Genomic DNA, 26460 nt, shown 5'->3' with positions numbered 1-26460 from the left:
TGCGGTTGAACCGGGTTCAGTGCCGTCCCGGATCACCGAGTTGTCAGGATCAGGAATGCTGGAAACCCGGCGTGCGGCGGGGCCGGGTTCAACGCCATTCCTGGCGTTGGAGGTCGAGGATCACCGGGTGCATGAGAGTGGAAACCTCGGGGTCTTTCGGGCGGCGGTCCGGAGGGAAGACGGTGGCGGCGGTGAGGGTTGTCTCGTCCAGGGAGCGTAGGGGAGTGGGGGAGCCCAGGGTGGGGGTCGGGCGCTCGTTCATCGCCGCGAGGACGAAGCCCCAGTCGCCGAAACTGGGGACATCCACGTGGAACGGGGTGGTGTGCAGTCCGGCAGAGCGCAGGGTGGCGTCGATGGTCCAGAAGGAGCGTGGTGCGAAGAACGGGGAACCGGACTGCACCACCAGGCGGGCGCCGGGCGCCAGGACGTTCGCGGTCATCGCGTAGAACTCCTGCGAGTACAGCTTGGCGACCGAGGTCTGGTCGGGGTCGGGCAGGTCGACGATCACCGCGTCGAAAAGCCCTGGCGCACCGCGCAACCAGTTGAAGGCGTCGGCGTTGACCACCCGCACGCGCGGATCGTCGAAGGCGTGCCGGTTCAGTTCGGTGAGCCGGTCGTCGGTGCGGGCCAGCTCGACCATCGCCGGATCGAGTTCGACCAGCGTCACCCGCTCCACGTCGGGGTAGCGCAGGATCTCACGCAGCGCGAGCCCGTCGCCACCGCCGAGCACGAGCACCGAGCGGCGTGACCCGGCGAGCACCGGATGCACCAGCGCCTCGTGGTAGCGGTACTCGTCGACGGAGGAGAACTGCAGGCCGCCGTTGAGGAACAGCCGGGTGTCGGTGGTGGCGAACGGCGAGAACGACTCGGTGAGCACGATCTGCTGATACGGCGTGCGGGTCTGCCACACGATCGGATGCGCGAACAGCGCCTGCTGCGCGGTGGCCTCGAAACGGTCGGCGTACAGGTAGGCGCTCGACAGGCCGCAGGCGACGACGGCGGTCGTGGCGATCAGGGTGTGCCGGGCGGCGCGGGTCATCCGGTCGCGAAAGAAGAAGAACGCCAACGCCAGACCGGCGATCGCGTTCACCACACCCACCACGAGGCTGCCGCGGATCTGCCCGAACACCGGCAGCAGCAGGAACGGGAACGCCAGGCCACCCAGCAGCGCGCCGACATAGTCGGCGGCGAACAGGTCGGCCACCGCGCTGCTGGCCTCCTGCTTGCGCACCTGCTGCAACAGCTCCATCAGCAGCGGGATCTCGGCGCCGACGAGCATCCCGATCACCGCCGCCGCCACGACGAGCGCGGCGGTGTACACGTTGAGCCAGGCGTAGCTGGCGTAGAGCGCCGCCACCGACAACCCGCCGATCACCGCGAGCGCCAGCTCCACCGCGACGAACGCGGCGGCGGCATGCGGGCGCAATGGTTTGGCGAGGAGCGCACCGACACCCATCGCGCACACCATCACGCTCAGGGTGATCGAGGCCTGCGCGGCGGTGTCACCGATCAGATAGCTGCCGAGGGTCACCAGCGACAGCTCGTACACCAGACCGCAGGCGGCGCAGATGAATACCGTCGCCAGCAGCGCCGCCCGCGCCAGGCGGTGGGTGGGCATCAGGTGAGGCCCGCGGCCACCACCAGCGCGACGGCGACATGGGCCGATGCCGTCACCCAGACCGCCGGGTGCGGTTCGGGATCGGCGACAACGGTCCGGAAATCACCGGGGGTGAGTGCGTCGAGCAGCACGAACGCCAACGCCATCGCGGCCAGCCCGATCACGCCGTACACCGCGCTCGCCAGCAGCGCCTTCACGATCTCCCCGTCGGAGGTCCAGATGGCGGTGGCGACGATGATGCCGGTGCCGAACAGGTTCGAGGCGAGCAGGGTCGCGGCATTGCGGTTGCGTTCGATCCAGATCTGAGCGCGCAGATCACCCGGGGTGAGCAGGTCGACGAGCCCGAATCCGACGGCCATCAACACGATTCCCACCGCGGAATAGGCGAGCGCGGCGCCCGCGTCCGCCCCCAGTTCGGCGAGCATGAGTGTCCTCCTGTGCTTGTGAGGCGAGGTGCCCCGAATGAACTACTTGCCGCCGCTGTCGCTGCCGCCACCGCGGTAGTCACCCGCCGCGGAACCGCTGGTCCAGCCGTAGGTGCTGGTGTGCGAGTGGTGGCGGCGGGTGCCGTTGGCCCAGCTGTCGACCAGCACGAGCGAGCCGCCCGCGTGCGGCGACACCGCGACGAGGTCCTTGTCGAACCGCAGATAGTGGTTGTCGCCGGTATTGCGCCGGTCGCGCGGCTCGGTGGCCTTGGCGATGGCGGCCGCGACCGCGGCGGGCGCGGCGGCCGTGGTGAAGGCGAGGCCGTCGTTGGCCTGGTCGAGCTGGCGGGCACGCTGGTACTTCTCGGCGACGAACTCGCGCGGATCCTGCGGCCCGGTCACGGCGACGACCGTGACCACCGCGACGATCACCGCGACCACCGAGGCCAGGATGCCGACCACGATCCATCTTGTCCGGGTCACCGCGGCACCCCGAAACCGGTGCGCCACAGAACTGTCGGCGTTGTGCTGATGAGAATCCCTCCCCGTCGAAAAACTGGCCGGACTGTATCACCGGGTTCGCGCCGCCGACCGTGGGGAGTTGAGCAACTGCGATTCAGATCACAGCGGGCTACCGGGCCGTGTGCGGGGATGGGATCGACGGGGTCAGCGGGGTCGTTGCCACAGCAGCGTGTATCGCCACAGCAGGCGGCGGCGGATCTGCGCACCGGGCAGGAATTCCTCGGCGGCCCGCCGGATTTCGCCGAGCGTTTCCTCCGGATCCCGGATCGTCGCGTTCGGTCCGCCAGCTTCGCGGCGGTGGCGACGATCGGTGGCCCAGACGACCGGTAGCAGCGGGAGGTAGCCGATGTCGGTGAGCGGGTGCATCTTCCAGAGCCCGACCACCGCGAGCGTGCCGCCGGGGGCGACGAGGTCGTGCAGCGCTGCCATGCCTTCGCGGACGGGAACGTGGTGCAGGGTGGCGACGGCGGTCACCATGTCGAAGGTGTCGTCGAGGTCGCGGAAGTCGGCCTTGTCCAGGTGCACGTGGGGTGTCGACGGTGCGTTCGCGATGACCTCGGGGTCGATGTCGATGCCGAGCACCGCATCACAGCGGGTGGCGAGTTTGCGGGCGAGCAGGCCGTCGCCGCACCCGATATCGAGGGCGGTGCGGGCGTGCGCGGGCACCTGTTCGAGCAGCCAGGGGTGGTAGTGCGTGTTGTGGTTCCAGTAGGGGTCCGTCGACATGATCGGTCAACGCCCGCAGGACCCGCAGGGTTCCGAAAGGATCACCGCACAGGCGTTTTCGCGGATCAGGCGGCGGTGTGGCCGGCCAGCCAGTCGGCGAAACCGGTGAGGCCGTCGAGCACGACATCCGCACCGGCCGCGCGCAGTCCGTCGGCATCGTAGGGGCCGGTGGTCACACCGACCGCGAACGCACCGGCCGCCTTCGCTCCGCGCATGTCACCGGCGTGATCGCCGACGAAGATCGACGCCGATTCCTCGCGGAGCACCGCCGCTTTCCCGGTGGACCACAGATCACCTGCCACCCGGTCCACGTCCCACCCCAGATGTTCCACATGCAGACGGGCGTGCGGTTCGTATTTGCCGGTGACGACGAGGGCGCGCCCGCCGCCCGCCCGAACGACTTCGAGCGCGTCGCCCGCGCCGGGCAGGGCCGGGATGCTCGCGATGACCTCCGGATACAGCTCGCGGTACCGGGTGACCAGATGTGGGACGAGGTCGTCCGGTGCGCCCGCCTCGCCGAGCAGGGTTGCCAGTGGCGGGCCGAGGTGCTCGGCGAAATGCGCGCCGATCATCGGCAGGTCGAACTCCTGCGCGAGCGTGTCGATCGCCACGGCCACGCCCGGCCGCGAGTCGATGAGCGTCATGTCCAGGTCGAAGCCGACGGTGATGGTCACGTCGCCGAGCGTATCGCCGCCGCGCTGGACGACCGATCAGGCATCGGCGCGAAACCGCCGGTAGAGCCCTGATTCACGTGGAACCGCCGCTGCACTCGGTGCCGAAATCGCTTGGGGGAGAGGCAATGCGCGGTGCACGGCGTGCGGGCGAGCAGTGACAGCCGGATAACCCCGAGTACGGCGGGCGTCGTGATCGTGCAGGTCGGGGCGAATTCGCCCTCGCTGCGCTTGCGGAATCCTCGGTTACTCGCATCGCGTGCAGCCATGCATCGAGTGCAACATTCCGGCCGTGATCGTGCCTACCACCGCGTGATCGGGATGCCCGATCGATCTCGGTTCAGCGCACATCGCGCGAGGGGAAGGTGCTCGGACAAAAACAATGGCAAGGAGGTCGAACCACTCCCTGCCACTCTCAACATATAGCGCACCCCCGGTCTTGCCACAAGCCCCCGGTCGTCCTGCACAATCGCCTGCCTGAGCGTGTGACCAGCGGAAACAGAGGTGGGTTGATGATCGACCTGGTTGTCGTCGGTGCGGGTCCGACGGGAATGATGCTGGCCGGTGAGCTGCGGTTGCAGGGTGCCGGGGTGGTCGTCCTCGACCGGGATCCGGCGCCGACCCCGGTCGTGCGCGCCCTCGGTCTGCACGCCCGCAGCCTGGAGGTCCTCGCCCAGCGTGGTCTGGTCGACCGGTTCCTCGCGCTCGGCTCGCGCCATCCGCTCGGCGGCTACTTCGCCGGCATCGCCAAACCTCAGCCGACCGGCCTGGACACCACCTACCCGTTCGTACTCGGCCTCCCGCAGCCCGTCACCGACCGCCTGCTCACCGAGCACGCCGTGGCGCTGGGCGCCGAGATCCGGCGCGGCACCGAGCTGGTCGGCCTCACCCAGGACGAGCACGCGGTGACCGCCGAACTGGCCGACGGCTCCACGCTCGCCGCGCGCTACCTCGTCGGTTGCGACGGTGGCCGCAGCACGGTGCGCTCGCTGCTCGGCATCGGCTTTCCCGGCGAACCCAGCCGGGCTGACACCCTGCTCGGCGAGATGCGGTTGACCGCGACGTCCGACACGGTGTCGGCCGTGAACACCGAGGTGCGCCGGACGCAGCTGCGCTTCGGTGCCGGGCCGATCGGCGACGGGTTCTATCGCGTGGTCGTGCCCGCCGACGGAGTAGCCGAGGACCGCACAGTCCCGCCGACGTTCGACGAATTCCGCAGTCGGCTGATCGCCACGGCAGGCACCGACCTCGGCGCGCACGCACCCCGCTGGCTCTCGCGCTTCGGCGACGCCACCCGCTTGGCCGAGGAGTACCGCCGCGGTCGCGTCCTGCTCGCGGGCGATGCCGCCCACATCCACCCGCCGCTGGGCGGCCAGGGCTTGAACCTGGGTATCCAGGACGCGGTGAATCTCGGCTGGAAACTCGCCGCCGAGGTCAACGGCTGGGCGCCACCAGGGCTGCTCGACAGCTACGCCGCCGAACGCCGCCCGGTGGCCGCCGACGTCCTGGACAACACCCGCGCGCAGATGACTCTGGTCTCGCTCGATCCCGGCGCCCAGGCGGTGCGCCGCGTGCTGTCCGAACTGATGGACTTCGAGGGCGTCACCCGGCACCTGATCGAGAAGATCATCGCCACCGCCATCCGCTACGACCTGGGTGACGGCCACGACCTGCTCGGCAAGCGTCTGCCCGATATCGAACTCGCGCACGGCGGTCTCTACGACCGCCTGCACGCCGGTCGTGCCCTGCTCCTCGACCCGGCCGGTGCGTTGTCGGTGACCGGCTGGGCCGACCGGGTCGATCACCTCGTGGACGGCATGGTCGATCTACCCGCCGTCCTGCTCCGTCCCGACGGTCACGTCGCCTGGGTCGACGACGGCCGCCACGACCTCGACCGAGCCCTCACTCGATGGTTCGGCGAGCCGCGCGCCTGATACCCGGTGCCGGGCAGGCCGTTTCGCCGGAGGTCAGGCGGAATCGGTGATCCCGGCGCTCGGCCGACTCACTGGGCCGCTGCGGTGAACGGGGTGACGACCCGTGGGGCGGCGGGCCGGGACGGATGCCGCCACACCCCCTGCCGTTCCAGGATCGGCAGCACACCCTCACCGAACCAGTACGCCTCCTCCAGATGCGGGTAACCGGAGAGGATGAAGTGGTCGATGCCGAGCGCGGCGTACTCGAGCAGCCGTTCGGCCACCTCCGCGTGGGAGCCGACCAGTGCCGTGCCCGCCCCGCCGCGCACCAGACCCACACCGGCCCACAGGTTCGGGGCGATCTCGAGGTTGTCGGTACGCCCGTTGTGCAGCCGGGCCATGCGCCGCTGTCCCTCGGACTCGCTGCGGGCCAGGCTCGCCTGCACCCGTTCGATCTCGCCGGGCGCGATGCCCGAGAGCAGCCGGTCGGCCTCGGCCCACGCCTCGGCGGCGGTATCGCGGGTGATCACGTGCACGCGCAACCCGAAGTCGACCGACCGGCCCTCGAGCGCGGCGAGACCACGAATCCAGTCCAGCTTCTTCGCCACCGCGTCGAGTGGTTCGCCCCAGGTCAGATAGGTGTCGGCATAGCGCGCCGCGACCGGGCCCGCCGGACCGGACGAGCCACCGAAGAACACCGGCGGGATCGGATCGGGTCGCGCGCTGAGCAGCGCCTCGTTCACCCGCAGATGCTCGCCGGTGAACCTGACCGGCTCGGTCGACCGCCACAGTTCACGCACGATGTGCAGGAATTCCCCGGTCCGCGCGTACCGCTGCTCCTTGTCGAGGAAGTCGCCGTAGGCCTGCTGCTCCTTCGGTTCACCGCCGGTGACCACGTTGAGCAGCAAGCGGCCGCCGGAGTGGCGCTGGAAGGTCGCGGCCATCTGCGCGGCGAGCGTAGGGCTGACGAGGCCGGGCCGCAGGGCGACCAGGAACTTCAGTGTCTCGCTGGTCTGCACCAGCATCGCGGTGGTGAGCCAGGCGTCCTCGCACCAAGCCCCGGTGGGGGTCAGCACGCCGGTGAATCCGTTGTCCTCGGCGGCGGCGGTGAGCTGATTGAGATAGCGCAGGGTGGCCGGCCGGTCACCGGACATGAAACTGCCGTGCCCGCCCGCGACCAACCCCCGCGAATCGCCGTAGGTGGGCAGGAACCAGTGGAACGACAGTGCTTGCTTACTCATGGCAACGATGCTGACCGGCGCATCCGATGAGGTCACGCATTGTGCTCACCGTGCGCACAATTCCCACCTGCCGCACGGAACTAGACGTAACCATGCGAAACACGTAACCTCGTGGCAGGCTCGGGCGACGGTGCCCGGGCGGCGACGACCCTACGAAACGAGTTTCCTCAATGACGCGGCATGTCGACGTACTGATCATCGGCGCTGGCCTGTCCGGAATCGGCACGGCCTGTCACCTCATTCGCGAGCAGACCGGACGCAGCTACGCGATCCTCGAGCGCCGCGAGAACATCGGTGGCACCTGGGACCTGTTCAAGTACCCCGGCATCCGCTCCGACTCCGACATGCTCACCTTCGGCTTCGGTTTCCGCCCCTGGATCGGCACCAAGGTGCTGGCCGACGGCGCGAGCATCCGTCAGTACGTCGAGGACACCGCCAAGGAATACGGCGTCACCGACCACATCACCTTCGGCCGCAAGGTCGTGCACCTGGCCTTCGACCGCGACGCCGCGCAGTGGACCGTCACCGCCCTGATCGAGGCCACCGGTGAGACCGAGACCTGGACCGCGAACTTCGTCGTCGGCGCCAGCGGCTACTACAACTACGACAAGGGCTACCAGCCCGAGTTCCCCGGCGAGGCCGACTTCCAGGGACAGATCGTGCACCCGCAGCACTGGCCCGAGGACCTCGACTACACCGGCAAGAAGGTCGTGGTCATCGGTTCCGGCGCCACCGCCATCACGCTGATCCCGTCGATGGCCGACAAGGCCGCCCACGTCACCATGCTGCAGCGCTCGCCCACCTGGATCCAGGCGCTGCCGTCGGACGACCCGGTCGCCATCGGGTTCAAGAAGACCCGGGTGCCCGATTCGATCGCCTACAAGATCGGCCGCGCCCGCAATATCGCCCTGCAGCGCGCCAGCTTCCAGCTCTCGCGGACCAACCCCGAGCTGGCCAAGAAGCTGATGCTGGCCCAGGTGCGCCTGCAGCTCGGCAACAAGGTCGATCTGCGCCACTTCACTCCCAACTACAACCCGTGGGATCAGCGCCTGTGCGTGGTCCCCAACGGGGACCTGTTCAAGGTGCTCAAGAGCGGCAAGGCCGACATCGTCACCGACCGCATCGCGAAGTTCACCGAGAAGGGCATCCTGACCGAGTCGGGCCAGGAGCTCGAGGCCGACATCATCGTCACCGCCACCGGTCTCAACGTCCAGATCCTCGGCGGTGCGACCATGAGCATCGACGGCAACCCGGTGAAGATGAACGAGACGGTCGCCTACAAGAGCGTGCTGTACTCCGACATCCCGAACTTCCTGATGATCATCGGGTACACCAACGCCTCCTGGACGCTGAAGGCCGACCTGGCCGCCGCCTACCTGTGCCGGGTGCTCAACATCATGCGCGACCGGGGCTACAGCACCTTCGAGGTGCACGCCGATCCGGAGGACTACGCCGACGAGTCGCTGATGGGTGGCGCCCTCACCTCGGGCTACATCCAGCGCGGCAACGGTGAGATGCCGCGCCAGGGCAAGCGCGGTGCCTGGAAGCTGGTGAACAACTACTACCGCGACCGCACGCTCATGCACAAGGCGCCCATCGAGGACGGCGTGCTGCGGTTCAGCAAGACCCGCTCGGCCGCCCGACCCGACGAGCAGGTCGCCAGCGCCTGACCGGCCGACCACTCGGGCCCGTCGCACCGCAAGGTGCGGCGGGCCCGTCGCTTTTCCCTGGTGAATCGGGTTGTGCGAGCGCCTTTCCCGCGCGCGGGCGAATTATCCGCGGCTCCCGTAGGATCGCGATCGAAGACACCGCCCGGGGAGAAGTGAGGAGGACGGTGTGGGATCTCGCCTACCGGCGACCATCCGTGACGCGGGGACGTGGTTGCGGCGGTTCGCCGCGACGACACCGGGGGTGATCGGGGTTGTCCTCGTCCTCACCACCCTGGCCTGTCTGATCGCGGGATCGACTGCGGGACAACAGCTCGACGCCAAGATCGTCCGCTCCGAGCAGGTGCTCGATCGCACCGAACCATTGGCCTTCGCCGCGCAGAGTCTCTACGTGTCGCTCTCGGCCGCCGACGCGGGCGCCGCCACCGCGTTCCTGTCCGGCGGCATCGAATCACCGCAGGTGCGCGACACCTACGAGCAGGCGCTCGCCGAGGCCGCCGCCGCCCTCGCCGAGGCTACGGCAGGCGCCACCGACACCAAGACCAGGGCGATCGTGGCCCGCATCGCCGCCGATCTGCCCACCTACACCGGGCTGGTGGAAACCGCGCGCGCCAACAACCGCCAGGGTTTCCCGGTCGGCTCGGCCTATCTGCGCCAGGCCTCCGACCTCATGCAGAACTCCCTGCTGCCGCACGCCGAGCAGCTCAACGAGGCCCGCTTCGCCGCCGTCCGTGACGATCAGCAGCGCATCGGCGCCCTGCCGCTGACGTCGATCCTGTTGCTGTTGCTGGTGTTGCTCGCCTGCGCGGTGGCCTCGGTGATCCTGCTGCGCCGCACCAACCGCCTGGTCAACCCCGGTGTCGCCCTGGCCGCCGCGGCAGCCGCTCTCGCGCTGCTGTGGACCGTCGGCTCGACGCTGGCCGCCGCCCAGCTGCTCGACACCGGCGACTCCGGTGCGGGCGCGCGGGTGGAGAACCTGGCGGACGCGCGCATCCTCGCCCAGCAGGCCCGCACCGACGAGACCCTCGCCCTCATCACCCGAGGCGACATCACCGCACCCGAGGCCGCCTTCCGCTCCCACACCGCCGACCTGGAACAGCGTCTGGCCGCCGCCGGTGCCGCCGACTCCGATGCCGCACGCGCGCTGACGAATTGGAACGCCGGGCACAACGCCCAGCGCACCGCCTACGAGAAGGCCGACTTCACCGGCGCGGTCACCCAGGCCATCGGCACCGGCCCCGAGAGCTCGGCCACGAGCTTCACCCGCCTCGACAACGAACTGCGCGACGCCCTGGCCCAGGCACGCACCGATCTGCGTGACGGCGTCGACGACGCGCGAACGGCATTGACACTGAGCCCCTTCGGCACCCTGCTCCTGTTGCTCGCCGCGGCCGGTGCGGTGGTCACGGGCCTGTGGCCACGGTTGAAGGAGTTCCTGTGAGCATTCGTCGTTCCCGGTTCGCGCTGGTTCTCGCCGCGACCGCCGTCCTGCTCGCGGGCTGCGGTGACGCGCCCGCGCCGTCGTCGATCGAGGCCACCGCCGTCGCGCCACCGCTGCCGGGCGCCGAGTCGATCACCTCGGCACCGACCGCCGAGGGCACCGGATCCTGCGATACCGAGGCCACCCTGGCTCCGCGGGCACAGCCGCGACCGGGAGCGATGCCCACCGGATCGGCGATGGCCGCGATCGTCGCCAACGGCAGGTTGCGGGTGGGCGTCGACCAGAACACCTATATGTTCGGGTTCCGCAACCCGTCCACCGGGCGGCTCGAGGGCTTCGACATCGACCTGGCCCGCGAGATCGCCCGCGACCTGTTCGGCGACCCCGACCGCATCGAGTTGCGTTCGGTGACCGCCGCCGACCGCATCCAGCTGCTGCAGGAGCGCAAGGTCGACATGATCGTGCGCACCTTCTCCGCCACCTGTGAGCGCCGCCGCGACGTCGACTTCTCGAGCGTGTACTACCGTGCGGCCCAACGCTTCGCGGCGCCGCGCGGCGCCGGCATCGCCTCCGGCGCCGACCTGGCGGGCAAACGGGTGTGCGTCACCAAGGGCACCACCGCGGCCGCGCCGCTGTTCACCCTGCCGACCCCGCCGACGGTGCTGGGCGTGACCAACTGGACCGACTGCCTCGTCGCCCTGCAACAGGGCACCGTCGACGCGATCAGCGGTGACGAACCGATCCTGTCCGGTCTGGTCGCCCAGGACCGCAACCTCGAACTCGTCGGTGCGCCCATCGGTTCGGGGGCCTACGCGGTCGGGGTGCCCAAGGGCAGCGACGAATTGGTGCGTTTCGTCAACGGCGTGCTCGAACGGATCAGCGGCGACGGCACCTGGGAACGGATCTACGCCCAGCATCTGTCGGCGCTCGGCCCGTCGCCCGGCGCACCCGCGCCCAGGTACGCCGGATGAGTTCGCCGATACTCGGCACCGCCGAGATCGATCGTGAACTGGCCGGGCGCACCGCGGAATTGGCGACGGTGAGCAGCACCCTGCTCGAACTGGACCGACACCCCGGCATCGCCTTGGTGCGCCGTTACCCGCCGGAGGGGGAGACCGCGCGCCGATGGGCGCCGGTGGAGAAGGCGCTCGGCGAGCTCTTCGACGACCTCGCCCGCGTGCGCGCCATCCTCACCGAGGCCGAGACGGTGCGTGGGCGCGGCCGGATCGATGATCGTGCCCGCGCCCGGCTCACCGACCTGCTGCGGGGGCGTCCGCACGAAATCGCCCGGGTACCGGTGCCGTTGGCGCAGCGCGGGCTCACCGGGCCGAGCGAAACCGTGGTGACGGTCGGGATCGCCGACTGTCTCGACCGCATGCGCGCCGCCTTCGCGTTCGTCGCGCCGTTCGCCGAGGAGGTCGAGGCCGTCGACCGGCAGGTACTCGGCGCCCTCGCGCCCTTGCAGCAGCGGGTGGAGCAGGCCAACGGCGCCTTGGCCGCCGCCACCGAACCCCTGGCCGACTTGTTGCGCCGCGCGGGTACCGACCCGCTCGGCTTCGCGCCGGGTGAGATCGCGGCGGCACTGGCCTCGCTCACCGAGCTGATCGAGACCGAAGCCGCCCGCAATGCCGAATTCCTTTCGGTGGCAACCGATCTCCCTGCCGCGGTCGGGGCACTGCGGGCCCGGCTCGTCGACCTCGCCGATGCGCAGCGCCGCGCCGACGACACCGCCGCCCGCGCCGAACGCAAGGTCCACACCGGATCGCTGCCGCCGGGTGGCGCGTCGGCGGCGACCTTGCTCGCCGAGCTTTCGACCCTCGGCGAGGAACCGACCCGCTCGACCGTCGAACACCTGCTCGCCCTGCGTGTCCGTGCCGACGACGCGGCCGACGAGACCGCGCGCCGAACGGAATTGGCGCAGGGTTTGCTCGATCGGCGGGCGGAGCTGCAGGGCAGGCTCGCCGCCTACCGTGCCAAGGCCTCGCGCCTGGGTGTGGCCGAAGAGCGCGATGTGCTCGCCGCCGACCGCATCGCCGCCGGCCTGCTCACGCGCACACCGTGCGATCTGGCCGCCGTCACCCGGGCGGTCGCCGACTATCGTTCGATCATCGGGGAGAAAGCGGGGCGGACAGCATGATCTGTAGTGAACCGGGTTGCGGCGGTGTGATCGAGGACGGCTACTGCGCCGTCTGCGGCACCGCGCCCGTGGCGGTCGCCGTCCACGGCGCCGCGCCGACCTCGCCCCGGCGTTCGGGCCACACCACGGCCGTCCGGCGAACACCTGCCCCGACAGGCGGCACCTCGAGCGGAACCGCCCCGAAGGTCACCGCGCCGGGACTCTGCGCCGAAACCGGCTGCGGCGGAACGATCGTCGACGGCTACTGCGACACCTGCGGCACCGCGCCCGCCCCGCTCAGCGCCCCCGTGCACAGCCCGTCGGCCGCGACCGTCAGCGCCAACCGCACCTCGAGCCGTTCGGTGCGCACCCGCTCGGGCTCGGCCCGGTCGGCGGCGCGCGGCCGGCTCGGCGCCGGACTGGTGGAGGTGCCGCCGGTACCGCGCGTGGATCCCGCGTCGGCCGTGCTCACCGACCCCAAGGTCCCCGAATCCGACCGCTACTGCGGCCGATGCGACAAACCGGTCGGCCGGACCAACGACGGAATCCCGGGACGCACCAGCGGTTTCTGCCCGCACTGCGGTACCCGCTACTCGTTCGTGCCGCGCCTGCAACCCGGCGACCTGGTCGGCGGACAGTACAAGGTCGAAGGCGCCCTCGCGCACGGCGGGCTCGGCTGGATCTACCTGGCCACCGACATCCGCGTCAACGACCGCTGGGTGGTGCTCAAGGGCCTCATCGACACCGGCGACAGCGACGCGCAGGCCGCCGCCCTGGCCGAACGGCGCTTCCTCGCCGAGGTGGACCACCCCAATATCGTCAAGATCCACAACTTCACCGAACACGCCGACGCCGACGGCGAACCGGTGGGCTACATCGTGATGGCCTATGTGGGCGGCACCTCGCTCAAGCAGATCCTGCGCGACTACCGCGCCGCGCACAACGCCTACCTGCCGCCGGCCAGGGCCATCGCCTATGTGCTGGAAATGCTGCCCGCCCTCGGCTATCTGCACGCGCGCGGCTGGGCCTACTGCGATTTCAAACCCGACAACGTGATGCAGACCGAGGAACGCCTCGAACTCATCGACCTCGGCGCCGTGATCGCCATGGACGACACCACGTCCCCGATCTACGGCACCCTCGGCTACCAGGCACCCGAGATCGCCGAAACGGGCCCGACCGTGGCCACCGAGATCTACACGGCGGGCCGCACCCTCGCGGTGCTGATGATGCGGGTGCCCTCGGTGGACGGCCGCCTCGGACCGCTGCCGACGCCCGACACCGAACCGCTGCTGGCCCGCCACGATTCGCTGTACCGGTTCCTGCTGCGCGCCACCGACCCCGATCCGCTGGCCCGTTTCGCCTCGACGAGCGAGATGGCCGACCAGCTCACCGGTGTGCTGCGCGAGGTCCTCGCCGCCGAGGACGGTGTACCGCGCCCCGGCATGTCGGCCGTCTTCGGTCCCGCCCGCGCCGTCTTCGGAATCGAAGGCGCCACACCGGAACCCGCCGCGGTCGTCGTCGCACTGCCCGCGCCGCTCGTCGACCCGGGTGACAGCGGCGCCGCGCTGCTGGCCACCACCGACGCCGCGACCCCTGCCGAACTCGAGCAGGCGCTCACCGCGGGCCTGCGCGCGGTCGTGACCGGCGCCGGGGAATCGGTGGAGATCCCGTTGCGCCTCGTGCGCGCCGAACTCGAGGCGGGCGAGGCCGACGCCGCCCTCGCCCGGCTCGCCGGGCTGGAGCTGGATTTCGACTGGCGCACGGTGTGGTACCGCGCTCAGGCCGCCCTGCTGAAGGGCGACTACGGCAGTGCCGCGGCCGATTTCGAGGCCGTCTACGCGGCGCTGCCCGGCGAACCCGCGCCCAAGCTCGCCCTGGCCGTGGCGCTGGAGCACGGTGACCGGCCACGCGAGGCGCTCGCCCTCTACGACCTGGTCTGGTGCACGGACCACACCTATCTGTCGGCGGCCTTCGGCGCCGCCCGGTTGCGTCGCGCCGACGGGGACCGCGCCGGTGCGGTGCGGGTGCTCGACCAGGTCGAACGCACCTCGTCGATGCACACCGAGGCCCGCGTGCGTGCCGTGGAGACGCTGCTGGCCGATCGCGGTCCGGCCGAACTGGACGAAGCCGCGTTGCGCGAGGCGGGGGAGCGGGTCGAGCACCTGCGGCTCGACTCGCGTGCGCGCACCGCCCGGGTACGCATGCACGTGCTCGAGGCGGCACTGAACTGGATCCGGTCGGGACAGCGGCCGAGTGCACCAGGCAAGCTGTTGGATGTGGAATTCACCGAAGTGGGAGTGCGGACGGGGTTGGAACGATGCTTGCGGACATTGGCGCGCGAAGCCGACGACATGTGGACCCGCTTCGTGCTGGTGGATCAGGCCAACAACGTGCGCCCCAGGACCACGCTGTGACCGCCCCGGGCTGCCCGGACTGCGCGGGCGCGGCCAGGGCGGGATACCGGTACTGCGAGAGCTGCGGTCGCGAACTCGGAGTGCGCAAGGCGGCCCTGCCGGTGCACGATCCGGTCACGGTGCCGCAGTGCCCCACCTGCGGGGAACGGCGCTACGAGGCCGGGCTGTGCGTGGTGTGCCGCACCCCGAAGCCGGTTCCGGACCGTTTCGAGGAAGACCTCGGCCCGGTGTACATCCTCACCGATCGCGGAATCAGCCACTCCCGCAACGAGGACGCGGTCGCCGCCGCCGTGCGCGACGGTGACGGTGTCCGGGCGATCGTCGTCAGCGACGGCGTCTCGACCTCCCAGGACCCACAGGCCGCCTCCGGCACCGCCGCCCGCACCGGCGTCGACGCGGTGCTGGCCGCGCTCGCCGACGGCCGCCCCGCCCCCGACGCCGTGATGGCCGGACTGGCCACCGCCGTCGCCGCGGTACGCGGCATGTCACGCACCCCCGAGTACGCGCCCTCGTGCACCTACGTCTCGGCGATCCTGCGCGACACCCCCGAGGGCACCGAGATCACCGTCGCCAATGTCGGTGACAGCCGGGCATTCTGGCTCGCCGCGGGCGATCCGACGGCGTCGCGCAGGCTCAGCGTCGACGACTCGTGGGCCCAGGCCCTCGTCGACGCGGGCGCCATGGACGAGGAAGCCGCCATGCGCGATCCGCGTGCGCACACCCTGCTGCGCTGGCTCGGTGCCGACGGCGGCGAGGCGCCCTGGTCGGCGAACTGCCTGCAGAGCATGCTCGTCACCGAACCAGGCACCCTGCTGTTGTGCACCGACGGGCTGTGGAACTACCTGCCCGATCCGGTCGCGCTCGCCGGGTTCACCGTCGAGACCACCCCGCAGGCCGCGGCCCGCGCCCTGGCCGACTTCGCGCTCGACAGCGGCGGCAGCGACAACATCACGGTCGCGCTCGCCCCCGTGCCCGCGCGCGCCGCTGTACCCGATCCAGGAGTGTCATGAGTTCCCCTGATACCGCAGGCATTTCGGTCGCCGTCGACCAGAACGAATTCCTCGCCGAGGGCGCGAGCGTGGTCGACGCGGTGCTCACCGTCGCCACCGGCCCCGAACTGGCCGCCGTCGCCACCCCGCCGCCCCGGCTCGAGATCCTGATCATCGACTGCTCCGGGTCGATGGGGCACAAGCGCAAGTTCGAGAACGCGCGCACCGCCACCCGCGCCGCGCTCGACGAGATCCCCGACGGCACCGCCTTCGCCATCATCGAGGGCACCGAGTCCGCGCGGATGATCTACCCCACCGGCGCGCTGTCGGCGCCCGCCGACCACACGCACCGCACCGCCGCCAAGCGGGCCCTCGATCGGTTGCGGCCCGACGGCGGCACCGCCATGGGGTCCTGGCTCGCCCTTGCCCGCCAGGTCGCCGCCGGGCATCCGGGTGCCCAGGCGCACGCCATCCTGCTCACCGACGGCAAGAACGAACACGAGACCCCCGAGCAGCTGGCCACCGAACTCGACCGCGCCGAAGGACTTTTCGTCTGCGACTGCCGTGGTGTCGGTGCCGACTGGGCGGCGGCCGATCTGCACAAGATCTCCTCGAAGCTGTCCGGCGGCGCCGACATCGTCGCCGATCCCAAGGACCTGTCGGCCGATTTCGCCGCCATGATGCGCTCGTCGGCGGCCCGGGTGATCCCGGAACTCACCCTGCGCGTGTGGACTCCCGCCGGCGCGCGGGTGCGCATGGTCAAGCAGGTCGCACCCGTGCTGGAGGACCTCACCGGGCGCCGCACCGATTCCGGTGCGCAGGTGGGGGACTACCCGCTGTCGTCGTGGGCGGCCGAGGAACGCGAATACCACGTGCAGATCGAACTGGAACCGGCCGCGCCCGGGCGGGAGAAGCTCGCGGCCCGCCTCAGCGTGCTCGCGGGCGAGGACGTGCTCGGTCAGGGGCTGGTCCGCGCGGTGTGGACCACCGACTCCACCCTGTCGACCAGGATCAGCACCCGCGTCGCCCACTACACCGGCCAGGTCGAACTCGCCCAGGCCGTCCAGGAGGGTCTCGCCGCCCGCCGCGAGGGCGATCTGTCCACGGCCACAGCGAAATTGCGCCGCGCGGTGGAACTGGCCGCCGCCTCGGGACACGAGTCGACCGCCAAACTGCTTCGCACCGTCGTCGAGGTCGACGAGAAGGACGGAACGGTGAAGCTGCGCGGTCAGGTCGCGGCCGCCGACGAACTCGCGCTCGACATCCGCTCCACCAAGACCACCCGATTGCGGTCGGAGGGTTCCTGACATGGCGGTGTGCGCGGACGGTCACCAGACGCAGGCCACCGACTACTGCGATGTGTGCGGGTCGGCGCTCACCGGTGTCCCGGCAGCCGATCCGGCCGATCTGCGCCTGTGCCCCGCGTGTTCGGTGCCGACCAGCGGACGGTTCTGCGAGAACTGCGGATACGACTCGGCCCTGCCCGCGCCGCCGCCACCGCGCACTGACTCACCCGCCGCCGATCTGCGCGGTACCTCCGATGCGCGCGAAACCGTCTGGGTGGCCAGGGTCCTCGCCGACCGCGAGTTCTACGATCGGGTGCAGGCCCGCAAAGGTCCCGACGCGGACCGGGTGGCATTCCCCGGCTTCTACCCCGAACGCCGGATCGAGTTGCGCGGCAGCGAGTTCCTGATCGGCAAACGCTCGGCCTCGCAAGGCATCGTGCCCGAGATCGACCTCGGCATCGCCCCGGCCGACCCGGGAGTGTCGCGTGCGCACGCCCTGTTGCGCGTCGGGACCGACGGCTCGCTCACCGTCACCGACCTCGGTTCGACCAACGGGACCAGCCTCGACGGCACCGAGGCACCGCTGTCGCCACAAGTTCCGGTGCCGTTGCGGGCGGGTAGCCGTCTGCACGTCGGCGGCTGGACGACCATAACCATCGATACCCTGTCGTAGACGGGAACATCGAGCGAACCGTAGGGTCGGGGCCATGACGAAGTTCGACGGGAAGACCTGTTTGATCACCGGCGCCGCCAGCGGTCTCGGCCGGGCCACCGCCTTCGCGGCCGCCGCCAAGGGCGCGTCACTGGTGCTCACCGACATCACCGCCGACACGCTGGCCACCACCGCCGAGGAACTGCGCGCCGCCGGTGCCACCGTGCACCTGGCCCATCCCGCCGATGTGAGCGACCATTCGGCCGTCGTCGGGCTGGCCGCGCACACCTTCGAGGCCGTCGGGCACGTCGACATCGTGATGAACGTGGCGGGCATCGCCACCTGGGGCACCGTCGACAAACTCACCCATCAGCAGTGGCGGCGCACCATCGACATCAACCTCATGGGCCCCATCCACGTCATCGAGGAGTTCCTGCCACCGATGATCGCCGCACGGCGTGGCGGTCATCTGGTGAACGTGTCCTCGGCGGCCGGACTGTTCGGGTTGCCGTGGCACGCGCCCTACAGCGCCACGAAGTTCGGGCTACGCGGTGTGTCGGAGGTACTGCGGTTCGACCTACGCAGGCACAAGATCGGCGTCAGCCTCGTACTTCCCGGGGCGATGGCCACCCCGATGGTCGACAGCGTCGACATCGCGGGCGTCGACCGCGACAACGCCGCGCTGCGCAAGGCCATCGGCCTGTTCCTGCGCCATGCCGTCACGCCGGAACAGGCCGCCGACGCGGTGATCCGCGGTGTGGAACGCAACCGCTACTGGGTCTACACCTCCCGCGACATCCACCTCGCCCACTGGGGCCAGCGCTACGTCCCCTACGGCTACACGCTGGCCATGCGCGGCCTCAACGCCGCGATGACCAACTACGCCACCAAGAACGAACTGGTGCGCTGAGCCCGCTCACATCAGGTCCGACGGGTCGGTGTTGGCACCGCACAGGATGACGCAGACCCGCTCGCCCTCGGCGGGCCGGTAGGCCGCACCGGAACCGGTGTCGCGCAGCGCCGCCAGCGCGGTCGCGGCACCGTTCTCCACGGCGATCCGGTGCTCGTCCCAGAGCTGGCGGCGGGCAGCGCGAATCGTCTCGTCCTCGACCAGCACCGACACCACATCGGGGTGCTGGGCGGCGGCCAGCGCCATCTCCGACACGTTCGGTGCGCCTAGCGAATCGGCGGCGATCGAGTCGACGCTCACCTGCACCGGACGGCCCGCCTCGAGCGCGGCGTTCAGCGAGCGGCAGCCCACCGGTTCCACCGCGACGGTGCGGATGCCGAAATGCTGTGCGGCGACCGCGGTTCCGGTGAACAGTCCACCGCCGCCCACCGCGACGACCACCGTGTCCAGATCGGGCACGCGCTGCTGGATCTCGCGCATCAGCGTGCCCGCGCCCGCCGCGATGAGCGGGTGATCGTAGGCGTGCGAGAACAGCGCCCCGGTGTCCGCCGCGAACTCCTGGCACGCGGCCAGCGCCTGCTTGTACTCGGGACCGATCAGTCGTACATCGGCGCCCAAGTCACGAAGTCGACGGATTTTGACCGGCGGCGCCGATTCGGGCAGAAACACGGTCGCCGGCACCCCCGCTTCCCGCGCCGACCACGCGCACGCGAGTCCCGCATTGCCGCCTGAGGCGATCGTCACACCGGCGGCGGGCAACTCCCCGGCGGCGCGCAGGAAGTTCTGCGCGCCACGCGCCTTGAAAGTCCCGGTGAACTGCAAGAACTCCAGCGCGAACCAGAGCGGGGAATCCCCAGGTCCAGCCGGTGCAACCGTCACCGGGCGAACCCGGCCCTCGATCCGCGCGGCGGCGGCCTCGATGTCGTCGAAAGTGGGCATCACCCCGTCGACTATGCCACCGCGCGCGGCACCCCGACCGACCTTTGAAACCGTGCAAATCGGGCACGAATTGTTACGGCGGGTTTACGCGACGAGAGCTCTGGGTAAGTAACGGATTGGTAACAAGCTCGAAAGCGGGATGTCGTGTCGGACTGGGGACGCGAATTCCCCAGGTGTACCGGCCGCACGCACGAGCGTGTCAGCAAAGGAAGTGCACATGAGCGAGCATTGGCAGAACACAGCCGCATCGGCGGTCACGGTCGCGCCGGGCGGCAGCGAGGTGCGAGGATGACCGCCAACTTGATGATCGTCGACGACGATGTGCAGATGCGGGGCGATCTGCGCCGCGCGATGGAAGACGAGGGCTACGCCGTGGCCGAGGCGGGTGTCCCCGAGGACGCCCTCGACCGGCTCCGCAACGACGGCCCGCCCGACCTGATGATCGTGGACTTGATGCGCGGGGCCACCGACGGTTTCGACTGCATCCGTGAGATCCGCCGCGACCACGACGTGCCGATCATCGTGATCAGCACCAGGTACGACACCCACGACGTGGTCGCCGCCCTGGAAGCCGGTGCCGACGACTTCGTCAGCAAACCGTTCGAGATCAAGGAGATCACCGCCCGGATGCGCGCCCTGCGCCGCCGCGCCAGGATCACCGCCGAACGCGATGCCACTCCCGAAGTGGTCCTCGACGACGACCCGGTACGTCCGCTTGTCCTCGCGGCCGACGCGGGCGCGGTGCGCCGGGGCAGCGAGGAACTGCACCTCACGGTCACCGAGTTCCGGTTGCTGTGCGAACTCGCCGAGACCCCCGGCCGCGTGCTCAGCCGCGCGGTGCTGCTCGAAAGAGTGTGGGATCAAGGCTTTTTCGGTGACGAACGCATCGTCGACGTCCACGTGCGCCGGTTGCGCACCAAGATCGAGCGCGACGCCTCGGATCCGCGCATCGTGGTGACCGTGCGCGGGCTGGGTTACCGGCTGGATATCCAGCCGCAGTAAACGATTCGTCATACAACCGCAAAGAGCTCGACACAAAGACCGTAAAGTCTCTTAGTCAAGGTGGAATGTATGCCGAGTCCGACTATGTCCATGGAGCCGACCGATACCGCGGCGGCTCGAGGTTCGGAAATTATTCTCAGACACCCGAGATTGGGTGACGGTGCCCAATTGTGGCGCATCGCGCGCGATTCCCGCGTGCTCGACGTGAATACGAGCTACGCCTATCTGCTGTGGTGCCGGGATTTCGAAGCGACCTCCATGGTCGTCGAATGTGGCGGGCAGGCAGTGGGATTCGTGATCGGGTATGTTCGTCCCGATGCGCCGGACACGCTTTTCGTCTGGCAGATCGCCGTCGACGCCGAATTCCGCGGCCGGGGTCTGGCCGCGAAACTCCTGCACGCCCTGCTCGATTCCGTGGCACCCGCCGGGATCAACACCCTGGAAACGACGATCTCCCCCGATAATTCCGCTTCCCAGGCGTTGTTCTCCGCGGTGGCCCGCGAACGCGGCGCGCAATTGCGTATCGAGGAACTATTCGAAGCACATCATTTTCCGGATTCCCACGAAGCCGAGCACCTCTACATTATTTCGCCCGCTCAGCGCCAGGAGGCATGATCATGATCACGACCACCGACACCAGCATTTTCGAAGCGATGGAATCGAATGTGCGTGGCTACTGCCGCGACTGGCCCGCCGTGTTCACCACCGCCGAAGGTGCCTGGATCCGCGATGAGCAGGGCCGCGACTACCTCGACTTCTTCGCGGGCGCAGGCGCGCTGAACTACGGCCACAACAACCCGGTGCTCAAGAAGGCGCTGCTGGAATACATCGGCAGCAACGGCATCACCCACGGTCTGGACATGTCGACCGTGGCCAAGCGTGAACTGCTCGAGACCATCCGCGAAACCCTGCTCACCCCGCGCGGGCTCGATTACAAGGTGCAGTTCCCCGGCCCCACGGGTGCCAACGCGGTCGAGGCGGCGCTGAAGCTGGCCCGCAAGGTCACCGGCCGCAAGACGATCCTGAGTTTCACCAACGCCTTCCACGGCATGACGCTCGGCGCGCTGTCGGTCACCGGCAACGCGGCCAAGCGGGCGGGCGCCGGTGTGCCGCTCGAGCACGCCACCCCGATGCCCTACGACGGCTACTTCGACAACACCATCGAGGACTTCGGCTGGATGCAGCGGGTACTCGACGACAGCTCCTCGGGTTTCGACCGCCCCGCCGCGGTGATCGTGGAGACCGTGCAGGGTGAGGGCGGTGTGAACCTGGCCCGCGCCGAGTGGCTGCGCCACCTGGCCGGCCTCTGCGCCGCCCGCGACATCCTGCTGATCGTCGACGACGTGCAGATGGGTTGCGGCCGCACCGGCCCGTTCTTCTCCTTCGAGATCGCGGGCATCACCCCCGACATCGTCACCCTGTCCAAGTCGATCGGTGGCTACGGCCTGCCGATGGCGCTGGTGCTGCTCAAGCCCGAGCACGACCAGTGGGCTCCCGGTGAGCACAACGGCACCTTCCGCGGCAACAACCCCGCGTTCGTCACCGCGACCGCCGCGCTGCGCGAGTACTGGTCCGACGACAAGCTGGCCCGGCTCACCGCCGCCAACGGCGAGTACATCGGCCGCACGCTCTCGGCCGTGGCGCAGCGGCACGAGGGCATCACCACCCGCGGTCGCGGCATGGTGCACGGCATCGTGTTCGACGACCCGTCGCAGGCGGGCAAGGTCTGCCGTACCGCGTTCGAGCAGGGTCTGCTGGTGGAGACCTCGGGTTCGATGGACGAGGTCGTGAAACTGCTGCCGCCGTTGACACTGCGCAGCGACGAGCTCGACCGCGGTCTCTCGGTGCTGTCGGACAGCATCGACACCGTCTGTGGTGGTGCCGCATGATCGTGCGCACCACCGCCGAGATCACCGGAACCGACCGCGATGTGGCCGGTCCCGGGTGGCGAAGCAAACGTATCGTGCTCGCGGGCGACAAGGTCGGGTTCTCGTTCCACGAGACCACGATCGAGGCAGGCACCGTGCACCGGTTCCACTACCAGAACCATGTGGAGGCGGTCTGGCTGGTCGAGGGCGAGGGTGAACTGCTCGACCTCGAGGACCAGACCGTGTACCCGCTCGGTCCCGGCTCGATGTACCTGCTCGACGGTCACGAACGTCATCAGGTCACCGCCCGCACCACGCTGCGGATGTTGTGTGTGTTCAATCCGCCGGTCACCGGCCGCGAGGTACACGACGAGAACGGGGTGTATCCGCTGATTATCGAGGAGGATGCCAGTGTCTGATCGGTCCGACCGCTACCCCACGCGGTTGTCCGAGCCCGCCCCCCACATCGAGCGCACCGATCCGACGGTGTGGGGGCAGGTGAGTACACCCGAGCTGGCCGAGTTCGACGCGAACGGTTTCGCGACGATCCCGGATCTGCTCAGCGCGGACGAGGTGGCGGCCTTCGGGGCCGAGATAGGGCATCTGGCGGCCGACCCGGTGCTCTACGGCGACGAGCGAGTGATCGTGGAACCCGTTGCCGGACAGGTCCGTTCGGTGTTCCAGGTGCACCGGCTGAGCAAGCCGATCGCGGAACTGCTCGCCGAGTCGCGCATCGTCGGGCTCGCCGAGCAGATCCTCGGTTCGCCGGTGTATCTGCATCAGAGCCGGGTGAACTACATGCCGGGTTTCGGTGGCAGCGGGTTCGGCTGGCACTCCGATTTCGAGACCTGGCACGCCGAGGACGGGATGCCGACCCCGCGCGCGGTGAGTCTGTCGATCGCGTTGACCGACAACTACCCGTTCAACGGGTCGCTGATGGTGATGCCGGGCTCGCATCGCACGTTCGTGCCGTGCCTGGGTGAGACGCCGGAAGGTCATTACCGGGAGTCGTTGCGCGAGCAGCGCATCGGCATCCCGACCAACGACGACATCACCTTCCTCGCCGCGCGTTACGGCATCACCCAGTTCACCGGCAAGGCAGGCTCGGCGCTGCTGTTCGATTCCAACCTGATGCACGGGTCGTCGAACAACATCACGCCGTATGCCAGGTCGAACATCTTCCTGGTGTTCAACAGTGTCGAGAACGCCCTGGTCGAGCCGTTCGCGGCGCCGCAGCGCAGGCCTGAGCACATCGCCGCACGTGATTTCACGCCCGTGCGGTCGTTATCCGCCGAGCGGCACCTGGTGGATCAGGTGCGCTGAGGCAGCTCGGCCAGGCAGGCCCCGGCCCGGGGATCCTCGTGGGCCGCGGTCTGCCACCAGGTGCGGGCGGCACCGATATCGCCGACGTGCAGGGCGAGCAGGCCCAGGTCGTAGGCGGCGGCGCTGCATCCGGCCTCGGCGGCTTGGGCCCAGAGCACACGAGCCGAGTCGTGTTCTCCCCGTGCGAACATGGCCGAGCCGAGGTCGTGCAGCGCGCGTCCGACATTCTGCTCCGCGTATGGCTGCGCGGTCGGTTCGGCGGTGACGACCGGCTGCACACGCGCGGTCGGGCGGGCGTACAGGGGCGGCTCGGCCCGCACGAGTGGCTGGGTGCCCACCCGTGGCAGCTGATCGGTCGGTGCGGGATCCGCGTCGGCCCGGGTGAGTTCGACGACGAGTTCGTTGAAGTCGGGGGTACCCGGGCCGGTGCTGCACCACAGCGTCGACGCACCGTCGGGCAGCAGGTCGACGACCATGCCGTAGTTGCCGGTCCACGACTGCTGGGGGCCGGCACCGGCCACCCAGACGGGGGTGAGGGTGAACAGGGCGTCGGGCGCCTCGGCGGTGACGGTGATGTCGATGCCCGCCGCGAGCGCGTCGGACCAGATGTCCACGCCGCCCAGGGTTCGCCCGCCCAGATGCACGTGGCCGTCTGTGACGGTGAGCCCCAGACCCAATCCGGATACGTCGGTGGGCGGCATCACCGACAGCGCGCGCAGTCGTAGCGCGGTCGTCCCGGTCGGTAGCGCCTCGGTGTACATCGGGTACACGTCGGCACCGCACCAGTCGATGGGATCGGCCCCGGTGTAGCGGTGCTCGAGCGGCACGTCACCGGGGCGCTGTGCGCCAGGACGATTCATCGGTGCAGCCCACCCTTTCCGACGTAGTACCCCCTGCATCGGTCGCGCGCTACACCGTACCCGCGTCCCACCCCGAACGCGGGCTGATTCATGACACGGAATCGGTCATCTCACCTCCTCGTAATCCGCCTGCGCCTTCCCGATGCCCGCGCCCACCGCTGCACGGCTCACCGGATGATCTCGGCCCGCGCTCGCTCGTTCGGCGTGGCGATGTCCCAGAACCGGACGGTGCCCCGCGCCTCGCGGTAGTCGCCGGTGCCACCGGTGATCGCCATGTCGAGCGGGCTCGTCCCGCGCTTCCACAGCGACTGCATGGTGATCGAGCCGTTGCCGAGCTCCATCGTGATCGAGCACTGCATGGTGGCGTCGCCGCCGTCGATACGGAGGGTCTGGCAGGTGCCGCCACCGTGGCCGACCGCGCGTCCGTCTTGGATCGCGTCGCCGGAGTAGACATCCATGTCGCCCAGGCTGGGCCCCGCCGGGCCGAGGTCGATCGCCTCGTACCGGATGTTCTGCACGCGCAGCTCGAGGACCTCGACCTGACCGGCCGGGTCGGACGTTTCGGTCTCCGCCGTGCCGCAGCCACCGGTCACGGCGCCGATGGACGTCATCGCGACGAAGTACAGACCGGCTTTGCGGAAGCGGTTCTCGCTGATGGGCATTCGTTCTTCCTGTCTGTCAGTTCGGGGTGCGGCTGATCCGGCGTGGCTCGGCGAGGGCCAGGAGCTTGTCCGGATTGCGGATGGCGTAGATGTCGGTGATCTCGTTGCCGGTGATCTCGATCAGGAAGGCGCCTTCCACGTGATCACCCCGGTAGGCGACGAGCGCGGGGGAGTTGTTGCAGTTGACGGTTTCGACGCGGAGACCTGGTGCGGCACGGCGCTTGTGGAACAGGCTCACCAGCCGGGCGGCCACCGCCTGCGCGCCGACCACCGGGTGGCGGGCGGCGAGGGTCTTGCCGCCGCCGTCGGCGGTGAGCGTGGCGTCGTCGGCGAGCACTGCGAGCAGCCCCTGGGTGTCGCCGGTGGTCGCGGCCGTCATGAACTGCTCGGTGATCCGGGCGGTAGTCGCGGTGTCGACCGGCCCGAAGCGCTTGCGCCGCGCCTGCACGTGTCTGCGGGCCCGGTGCGCCGCCTGCCGCACCGTCCCCACGGATTTGCCCACGGTGGCGGCGATGTCGTCGTGGCTGAAGCCGAACACCTCGCGCAGCACGAACACCACCCGTTCGTCGGGGGTGAGTGTCTCGAGGACGACGAGCATGGCCATCGACACCGATTCGGTGAGCAGCACATCGGCCGAGGCGTCGTGGTCGTCGAGCAGCACGGGCTCGGGTAGCCATGGACCGACATAGTTCTCGCGCCTGCGCGCACTCGCACGCAGAGCGTTGAGCGACAGGCGGGTCACCACGCGCGCCAGATACGACTTGGTATCGCGCACCGTCGTGAGATCGACGTCGGCCCATCGCAGATAACCGTCCTGCAGCACGTCGTCGGCCTCGGTGGCCGAACCGAGGATCTCGTAGGCGATGGTGAACAGCAGGGGCCGCAGCAGCGTGAATCGCTCGGCGTGTTCGTCGGTGGTCACGAGGACGGAACTTCCTGCGCCGGAGCCACGGGCCGAGTGCCGCCCGCGGCATCTCCCGCCGCGACGATCCGGTCGTGGTCGAGGCTGGTCAGCGTTTCGTCGGTTCGCAACGGCGCCGTACCGCAGATGAGCGTGACGCGGCGACCTCGCTCCGCCGGTTCGGCCGCGAGCGCCCCGGCGTAACCACCGCCGACCACGAGAATCCGCTTGTTCGGTGTGCTGTGTTCAGACATGCCTCCCGAGACACCGCCGCACACCGGAATGTGACACCGCGGAAGCCGTTGTGGTGC

General features: G+C 69.6%; 26 protein-coding genes. 15 read left to right on the top strand and 11 right to left on the bottom strand.

The window, feature by feature from the left end:
* Positions 1-88: 88 nt before the first annotated feature.
* The 5 genes from AB0I19_RS05765 to AB0I19_RS05745 form a co-directional block, all read right to left on the bottom strand.
* Positions 89-1618, bottom strand: coding sequence for a polyamine aminopropyltransferase (locus tag AB0I19_RS05765; RefSeq protein WP_357144942.1), 1530 nt, complete (start codon positions 1616-1618; stop codon positions 89-91).
* Positions 1618-2043 carry a DUF350 domain-containing protein gene (locus AB0I19_RS05760; RefSeq protein WP_067492240.1) on the bottom strand — a complete coding sequence of 142 codons (426 nt, stop codon included), beginning with the start codon at positions 2041-2043 and terminating at the stop codon, positions 1618-1620. Before AB0I19_RS05760 ends, AB0I19_RS05765 begins: the two co-directional genes overlap by 1 nt.
* A 42-nt stretch (positions 2044-2085) precedes the next feature.
* Positions 2086-2526: a DUF4247 domain-containing protein gene (locus AB0I19_RS05755; RefSeq protein ID WP_167353228.1), complete on the bottom strand. Its 441-nt coding sequence runs from the start codon at positions 2524-2526 to the stop codon at positions 2086-2088.
* Between the two features lie 183 nt (positions 2527-2709).
* Positions 2710-3291 carry a class I SAM-dependent methyltransferase gene (locus AB0I19_RS05750; RefSeq protein ID WP_357144939.1) on the bottom strand — a complete coding sequence of 194 codons (582 nt, stop codon included), beginning with the start codon at positions 3289-3291 and terminating at the stop codon, positions 2710-2712.
* Positions 3292-3356: 65 nt separating this feature from the next.
* On the bottom strand, positions 3357-3965 hold the full coding sequence (locus AB0I19_RS05745) for an HAD hydrolase-like protein (protein WP_357144936.1): 609 nt from the start codon (positions 3963-3965) through the stop codon (positions 3357-3359).
* 509 nt (positions 3966-4474) lie between these two features.
* On the opposite strand from AB0I19_RS05745, the gene rox reads away from it, so the two are divergent.
* Entirely contained in the window at positions 4475-5896 is a 1422-nt protein-coding gene (rox, locus tag AB0I19_RS05740) for a rifampin monooxygenase (protein WP_357144933.1), read from the top strand.
* Positions 5897-5964: 68 nt separating this feature from the next.
* Here rox and AB0I19_RS05735 read toward each other — a convergent pair whose 3' ends face one another.
* Entirely contained in the window at positions 5965-7116 is a 1152-nt protein-coding gene (locus AB0I19_RS05735) for an LLM class flavin-dependent oxidoreductase (RefSeq protein ID WP_357144930.1), read from the bottom strand.
* Positions 7117-7286: 170 nt separating this feature from the next.
* Between AB0I19_RS05735 and AB0I19_RS05730 the strand changes: the two genes are divergently transcribed.
* The 9 genes from AB0I19_RS05730 (at position 7287) to AB0I19_RS05690 (ending at position 18594) form a co-directional block, all read left to right on the top strand.
* Positions 7287-8786: an NAD(P)/FAD-dependent oxidoreductase gene (locus AB0I19_RS05730; protein ID WP_357144927.1), complete on the top strand. Its 1500-nt coding sequence runs from the start codon at positions 7287-7289 to the stop codon at positions 8784-8786.
* 166 nt (positions 8787-8952) lie between these two features.
* Positions 8953-10224: a hypothetical protein gene (locus AB0I19_RS05725; RefSeq protein WP_357144924.1), complete on the top strand. Its 1272-nt coding sequence runs from the start codon at positions 8953-8955 to the stop codon at positions 10222-10224.
* Between the two features lie 2 nt (positions 10225-10226).
* Complete coding sequence (locus AB0I19_RS05720) at positions 10227-11195, top strand: glutamate ABC transporter substrate-binding protein (protein ID WP_357145145.1); 969 nt, start codon at positions 10227-10229, stop codon at positions 11193-11195.
* Positions 11192-12361 carry a hypothetical protein gene (locus AB0I19_RS05715; RefSeq protein WP_357144921.1) on the top strand — a complete coding sequence of 390 codons (1170 nt, stop codon included), beginning with the start codon at positions 11192-11194 and terminating at the stop codon, positions 12359-12361. The genes AB0I19_RS05720 and AB0I19_RS05715 overlap by 4 nt, the downstream gene beginning before the upstream one ends.
* Complete coding sequence (locus AB0I19_RS05710) at positions 12358-14757, top strand: tetratricopeptide repeat protein (RefSeq protein WP_357144919.1); 2400 nt, start codon at positions 12358-12360, stop codon at positions 14755-14757. The genes AB0I19_RS05715 and AB0I19_RS05710 overlap by 4 nt, the downstream gene beginning before the upstream one ends.
* Complete coding sequence (locus AB0I19_RS05705; RefSeq protein ID WP_357144916.1) at positions 14754-15767, top strand: protein phosphatase 2C domain-containing protein; 1014 nt, start codon at positions 14754-14756, stop codon at positions 15765-15767. The genes AB0I19_RS05710 and AB0I19_RS05705 overlap by 4 nt, the downstream gene beginning before the upstream one ends.
* A complete protein-coding gene (locus AB0I19_RS05700) occupies positions 15764-17053 on the top strand; it encodes a VWA domain-containing protein (RefSeq protein ID WP_357144913.1) in 1290 nt (429 codons plus the stop codon). Before AB0I19_RS05705 ends, AB0I19_RS05700 begins: the two co-directional genes overlap by 4 nt.
* Before the next feature lies 1 nt (position 17054).
* The gene (locus AB0I19_RS05695; protein ID WP_357144910.1) at positions 17055-17705 is read left to right on the top strand and encodes an FHA domain-containing protein; all 651 of its coding nucleotides are present in this window, start codon (positions 17055-17057) and stop codon (positions 17703-17705) included.
* Between the two features lie 34 nt (positions 17706-17739).
* Complete coding sequence (locus AB0I19_RS05690) at positions 17740-18594, top strand: SDR family oxidoreductase (protein WP_067492253.1); 855 nt, start codon at positions 17740-17742, stop codon at positions 18592-18594.
* A 6-nt stretch (positions 18595-18600) separates the two neighbouring features.
* On the opposite strand, the gene AB0I19_RS05685 is transcribed toward AB0I19_RS05690, so the two are convergent.
* A complete protein-coding gene (locus AB0I19_RS05685) occupies positions 18601-19533 on the bottom strand; it encodes a threonine/serine dehydratase (RefSeq protein WP_357144907.1) in 933 nt (310 codons plus the stop codon).
* A 288-nt stretch (positions 19534-19821) separates the two neighbouring features.
* Here AB0I19_RS05685 and AB0I19_RS05680 point away from each other — a divergent pair, with 288 nt between their 5' ends.
* The 5 genes from AB0I19_RS05680 (at position 19822) to thpD (ending at position 23726) form a co-directional block, all read left to right on the top strand.
* Complete coding sequence (locus AB0I19_RS05680) at positions 19822-20535, top strand: response regulator transcription factor (protein ID WP_067487451.1); 714 nt, start codon at positions 19822-19824, stop codon at positions 20533-20535.
* A gap of 90 nt (positions 20536-20625) precedes the next feature.
* The gene (ectA, locus tag AB0I19_RS05675; protein WP_357144904.1) at positions 20626-21150 is read left to right on the top strand and encodes a diaminobutyrate acetyltransferase; all 525 of its coding nucleotides are present in this window, start codon (positions 20626-20628) and stop codon (positions 21148-21150) included.
* A gap of 5 nt (positions 21151-21155) precedes the next feature.
* Positions 21156-22424 carry a diaminobutyrate--2-oxoglutarate transaminase gene (gene ectB / locus AB0I19_RS05670; RefSeq protein ID WP_357145143.1) on the top strand — a complete coding sequence of 423 codons (1269 nt, stop codon included), beginning with the start codon at positions 21156-21158 and terminating at the stop codon, positions 22422-22424.
* On the top strand, positions 22421-22822 hold the full coding sequence (locus tag AB0I19_RS05665; protein ID WP_067487457.1) for an ectoine synthase: 402 nt from the start codon (positions 22421-22423) through the stop codon (positions 22820-22822). The genes ectB and AB0I19_RS05665 overlap by 4 nt, the downstream gene beginning before the upstream one ends.
* On the top strand, positions 22809-23726 hold the full coding sequence (gene thpD / locus AB0I19_RS05660; protein ID WP_067635438.1) for an ectoine hydroxylase: 918 nt from the start codon (positions 22809-22811) through the stop codon (positions 23724-23726). The genes AB0I19_RS05665 and thpD overlap by 14 nt, the downstream gene beginning before the upstream one ends.
* Here thpD and AB0I19_RS05655 read toward each other — a convergent pair.
* The 4 genes from AB0I19_RS05655 to AB0I19_RS05640 form a co-directional block, all read right to left on the bottom strand.
* Positions 23714-24586 carry a hypothetical protein gene (locus tag AB0I19_RS05655; RefSeq protein ID WP_357144901.1) on the bottom strand — a complete coding sequence of 291 codons (873 nt, stop codon included), beginning with the start codon at positions 24584-24586 and terminating at the stop codon, positions 23714-23716. The genes thpD and AB0I19_RS05655 overlap by 13 nt on opposite strands.
* 167 nt (positions 24587-24753) lie before the next feature.
* Positions 24754-25248, bottom strand: a complete 495-nt coding sequence (locus tag AB0I19_RS05650) for a hypothetical protein (protein WP_357144899.1) — start codon at positions 25246-25248, stop codon at positions 24754-24756.
* A 16-nt stretch (positions 25249-25264) separates the two neighbouring features.
* Complete coding sequence (locus AB0I19_RS05645; protein ID WP_357144896.1) at positions 25265-26170, bottom strand: RNA polymerase sigma-70 factor; 906 nt, start codon at positions 26168-26170, stop codon at positions 25265-25267.
* Entirely contained in the window at positions 26167-26403 is a 237-nt protein-coding gene (locus tag AB0I19_RS05640; RefSeq protein ID WP_357144893.1) for a hypothetical protein, read from the bottom strand. The genes AB0I19_RS05645 and AB0I19_RS05640 overlap by 4 nt, the downstream gene beginning before the upstream one ends.
* Positions 26404-26460: the final 57 nt, after the last annotated feature.

Source organism: Nocardia sp. NPDC050413 (assembly GCF_040655475.1).
Taxonomy (GTDB): Bacteria; Actinomycetota; Actinomycetes; order Mycobacteriales; family Mycobacteriaceae; genus Nocardia; species Nocardia coubleae.
Note: the sequence above shows the minus strand (reverse complement) of the source record. Positions and strands in the feature narration are given on the sequence as shown.

What these genes read in the sequence shown, in the direction of transcription:
- AB0I19_RS05750 (WP_357144939.1), bottom strand. Translation starts at nt 3,291, where the DNA reads ATGTCGACGGACCCCTACTGGAACCACAACACGCACTACCACCCCTGG.
- ectA (WP_357144904.1), top strand. Translation starts at nt 20,626, where the DNA reads ATGGAGCCGACCGATACCGCGGCGGCTCGAGGTTCGGAAATTATTCTC.
- AB0I19_RS05765 (WP_357144942.1), bottom strand. Translation starts at nt 1,618, where the DNA reads ATGCCCACCCACCGCCTGGCGCGGGCGGCGCTGCTGGCGACGGTATTC.
- AB0I19_RS05700 (WP_357144913.1), top strand. Translation starts at nt 15,764, where the DNA reads ATGAGTTCCCCTGATACCGCAGGCATTTCGGTCGCCGTCGACCAGAAC.
- AB0I19_RS05690 (WP_067492253.1), top strand. Translation starts at nt 17,740, where the DNA reads ATGACGAAGTTCGACGGGAAGACCTGTTTGATCACCGGCGCCGCCAGC.
- AB0I19_RS05650 (WP_357144899.1), bottom strand. Translation starts at nt 25,248, where the DNA reads ATGCCCATCAGCGAGAACCGCTTCCGCAAAGCCGGTCTGTACTTCGTC.
- AB0I19_RS05715 (WP_357144921.1), top strand. Translation starts at nt 11,192, where the DNA reads ATGAGTTCGCCGATACTCGGCACCGCCGAGATCGATCGTGAACTGGCC.
- AB0I19_RS05760 (WP_067492240.1), bottom strand. Translation starts at nt 2,043, where the DNA reads ATGCTCGCCGAACTGGGGGCGGACGCGGGCGCCGCGCTCGCCTATTCC.
- AB0I19_RS05710 (WP_357144919.1), top strand. Translation starts at nt 12,358, where the DNA reads ATGATCTGTAGTGAACCGGGTTGCGGCGGTGTGATCGAGGACGGCTAC.
- thpD (WP_067635438.1), top strand. Translation starts at nt 22,809, where the DNA reads ATGCCAGTGTCTGATCGGTCCGACCGCTACCCCACGCGGTTGTCCGAG.
- AB0I19_RS05685 (WP_357144907.1), bottom strand. Translation starts at nt 19,533, where the DNA reads ATGCCCACTTTCGACGACATCGAGGCCGCCGCCGCGCGGATCGAGGGC.
- AB0I19_RS05680 (WP_067487451.1), top strand. Translation starts at nt 19,822, where the DNA reads ATGACCGCCAACTTGATGATCGTCGACGACGATGTGCAGATGCGGGGC.
- AB0I19_RS05665 (WP_067487457.1), top strand. Translation starts at nt 22,421, where the DNA reads ATGATCGTGCGCACCACCGCCGAGATCACCGGAACCGACCGCGATGTG.
- AB0I19_RS05695 (WP_357144910.1), top strand. Translation starts at nt 17,055, where the DNA reads ATGGCGGTGTGCGCGGACGGTCACCAGACGCAGGCCACCGACTACTGC.
- AB0I19_RS05730 (WP_357144927.1), top strand. Translation starts at nt 7,287, where the DNA reads ATGACGCGGCATGTCGACGTACTGATCATCGGCGCTGGCCTGTCCGGA.
- AB0I19_RS05655 (WP_357144901.1), bottom strand. Translation starts at nt 24,586, where the DNA reads ATGAATCGTCCTGGCGCACAGCGCCCCGGTGACGTGCCGCTCGAGCAC.
- AB0I19_RS05640 (WP_357144893.1), bottom strand. Translation starts at nt 26,403, where the DNA reads ATGTCTGAACACAGCACACCGAACAAGCGGATTCTCGTGGTCGGCGGT.
- rox (WP_357144933.1), top strand. Translation starts at nt 4,475, where the DNA reads ATGATCGACCTGGTTGTCGTCGGTGCGGGTCCGACGGGAATGATGCTG.
- AB0I19_RS05735 (WP_357144930.1), bottom strand. Translation starts at nt 7,116, where the DNA reads ATGAGTAAGCAAGCACTGTCGTTCCACTGGTTCCTGCCCACCTACGGC.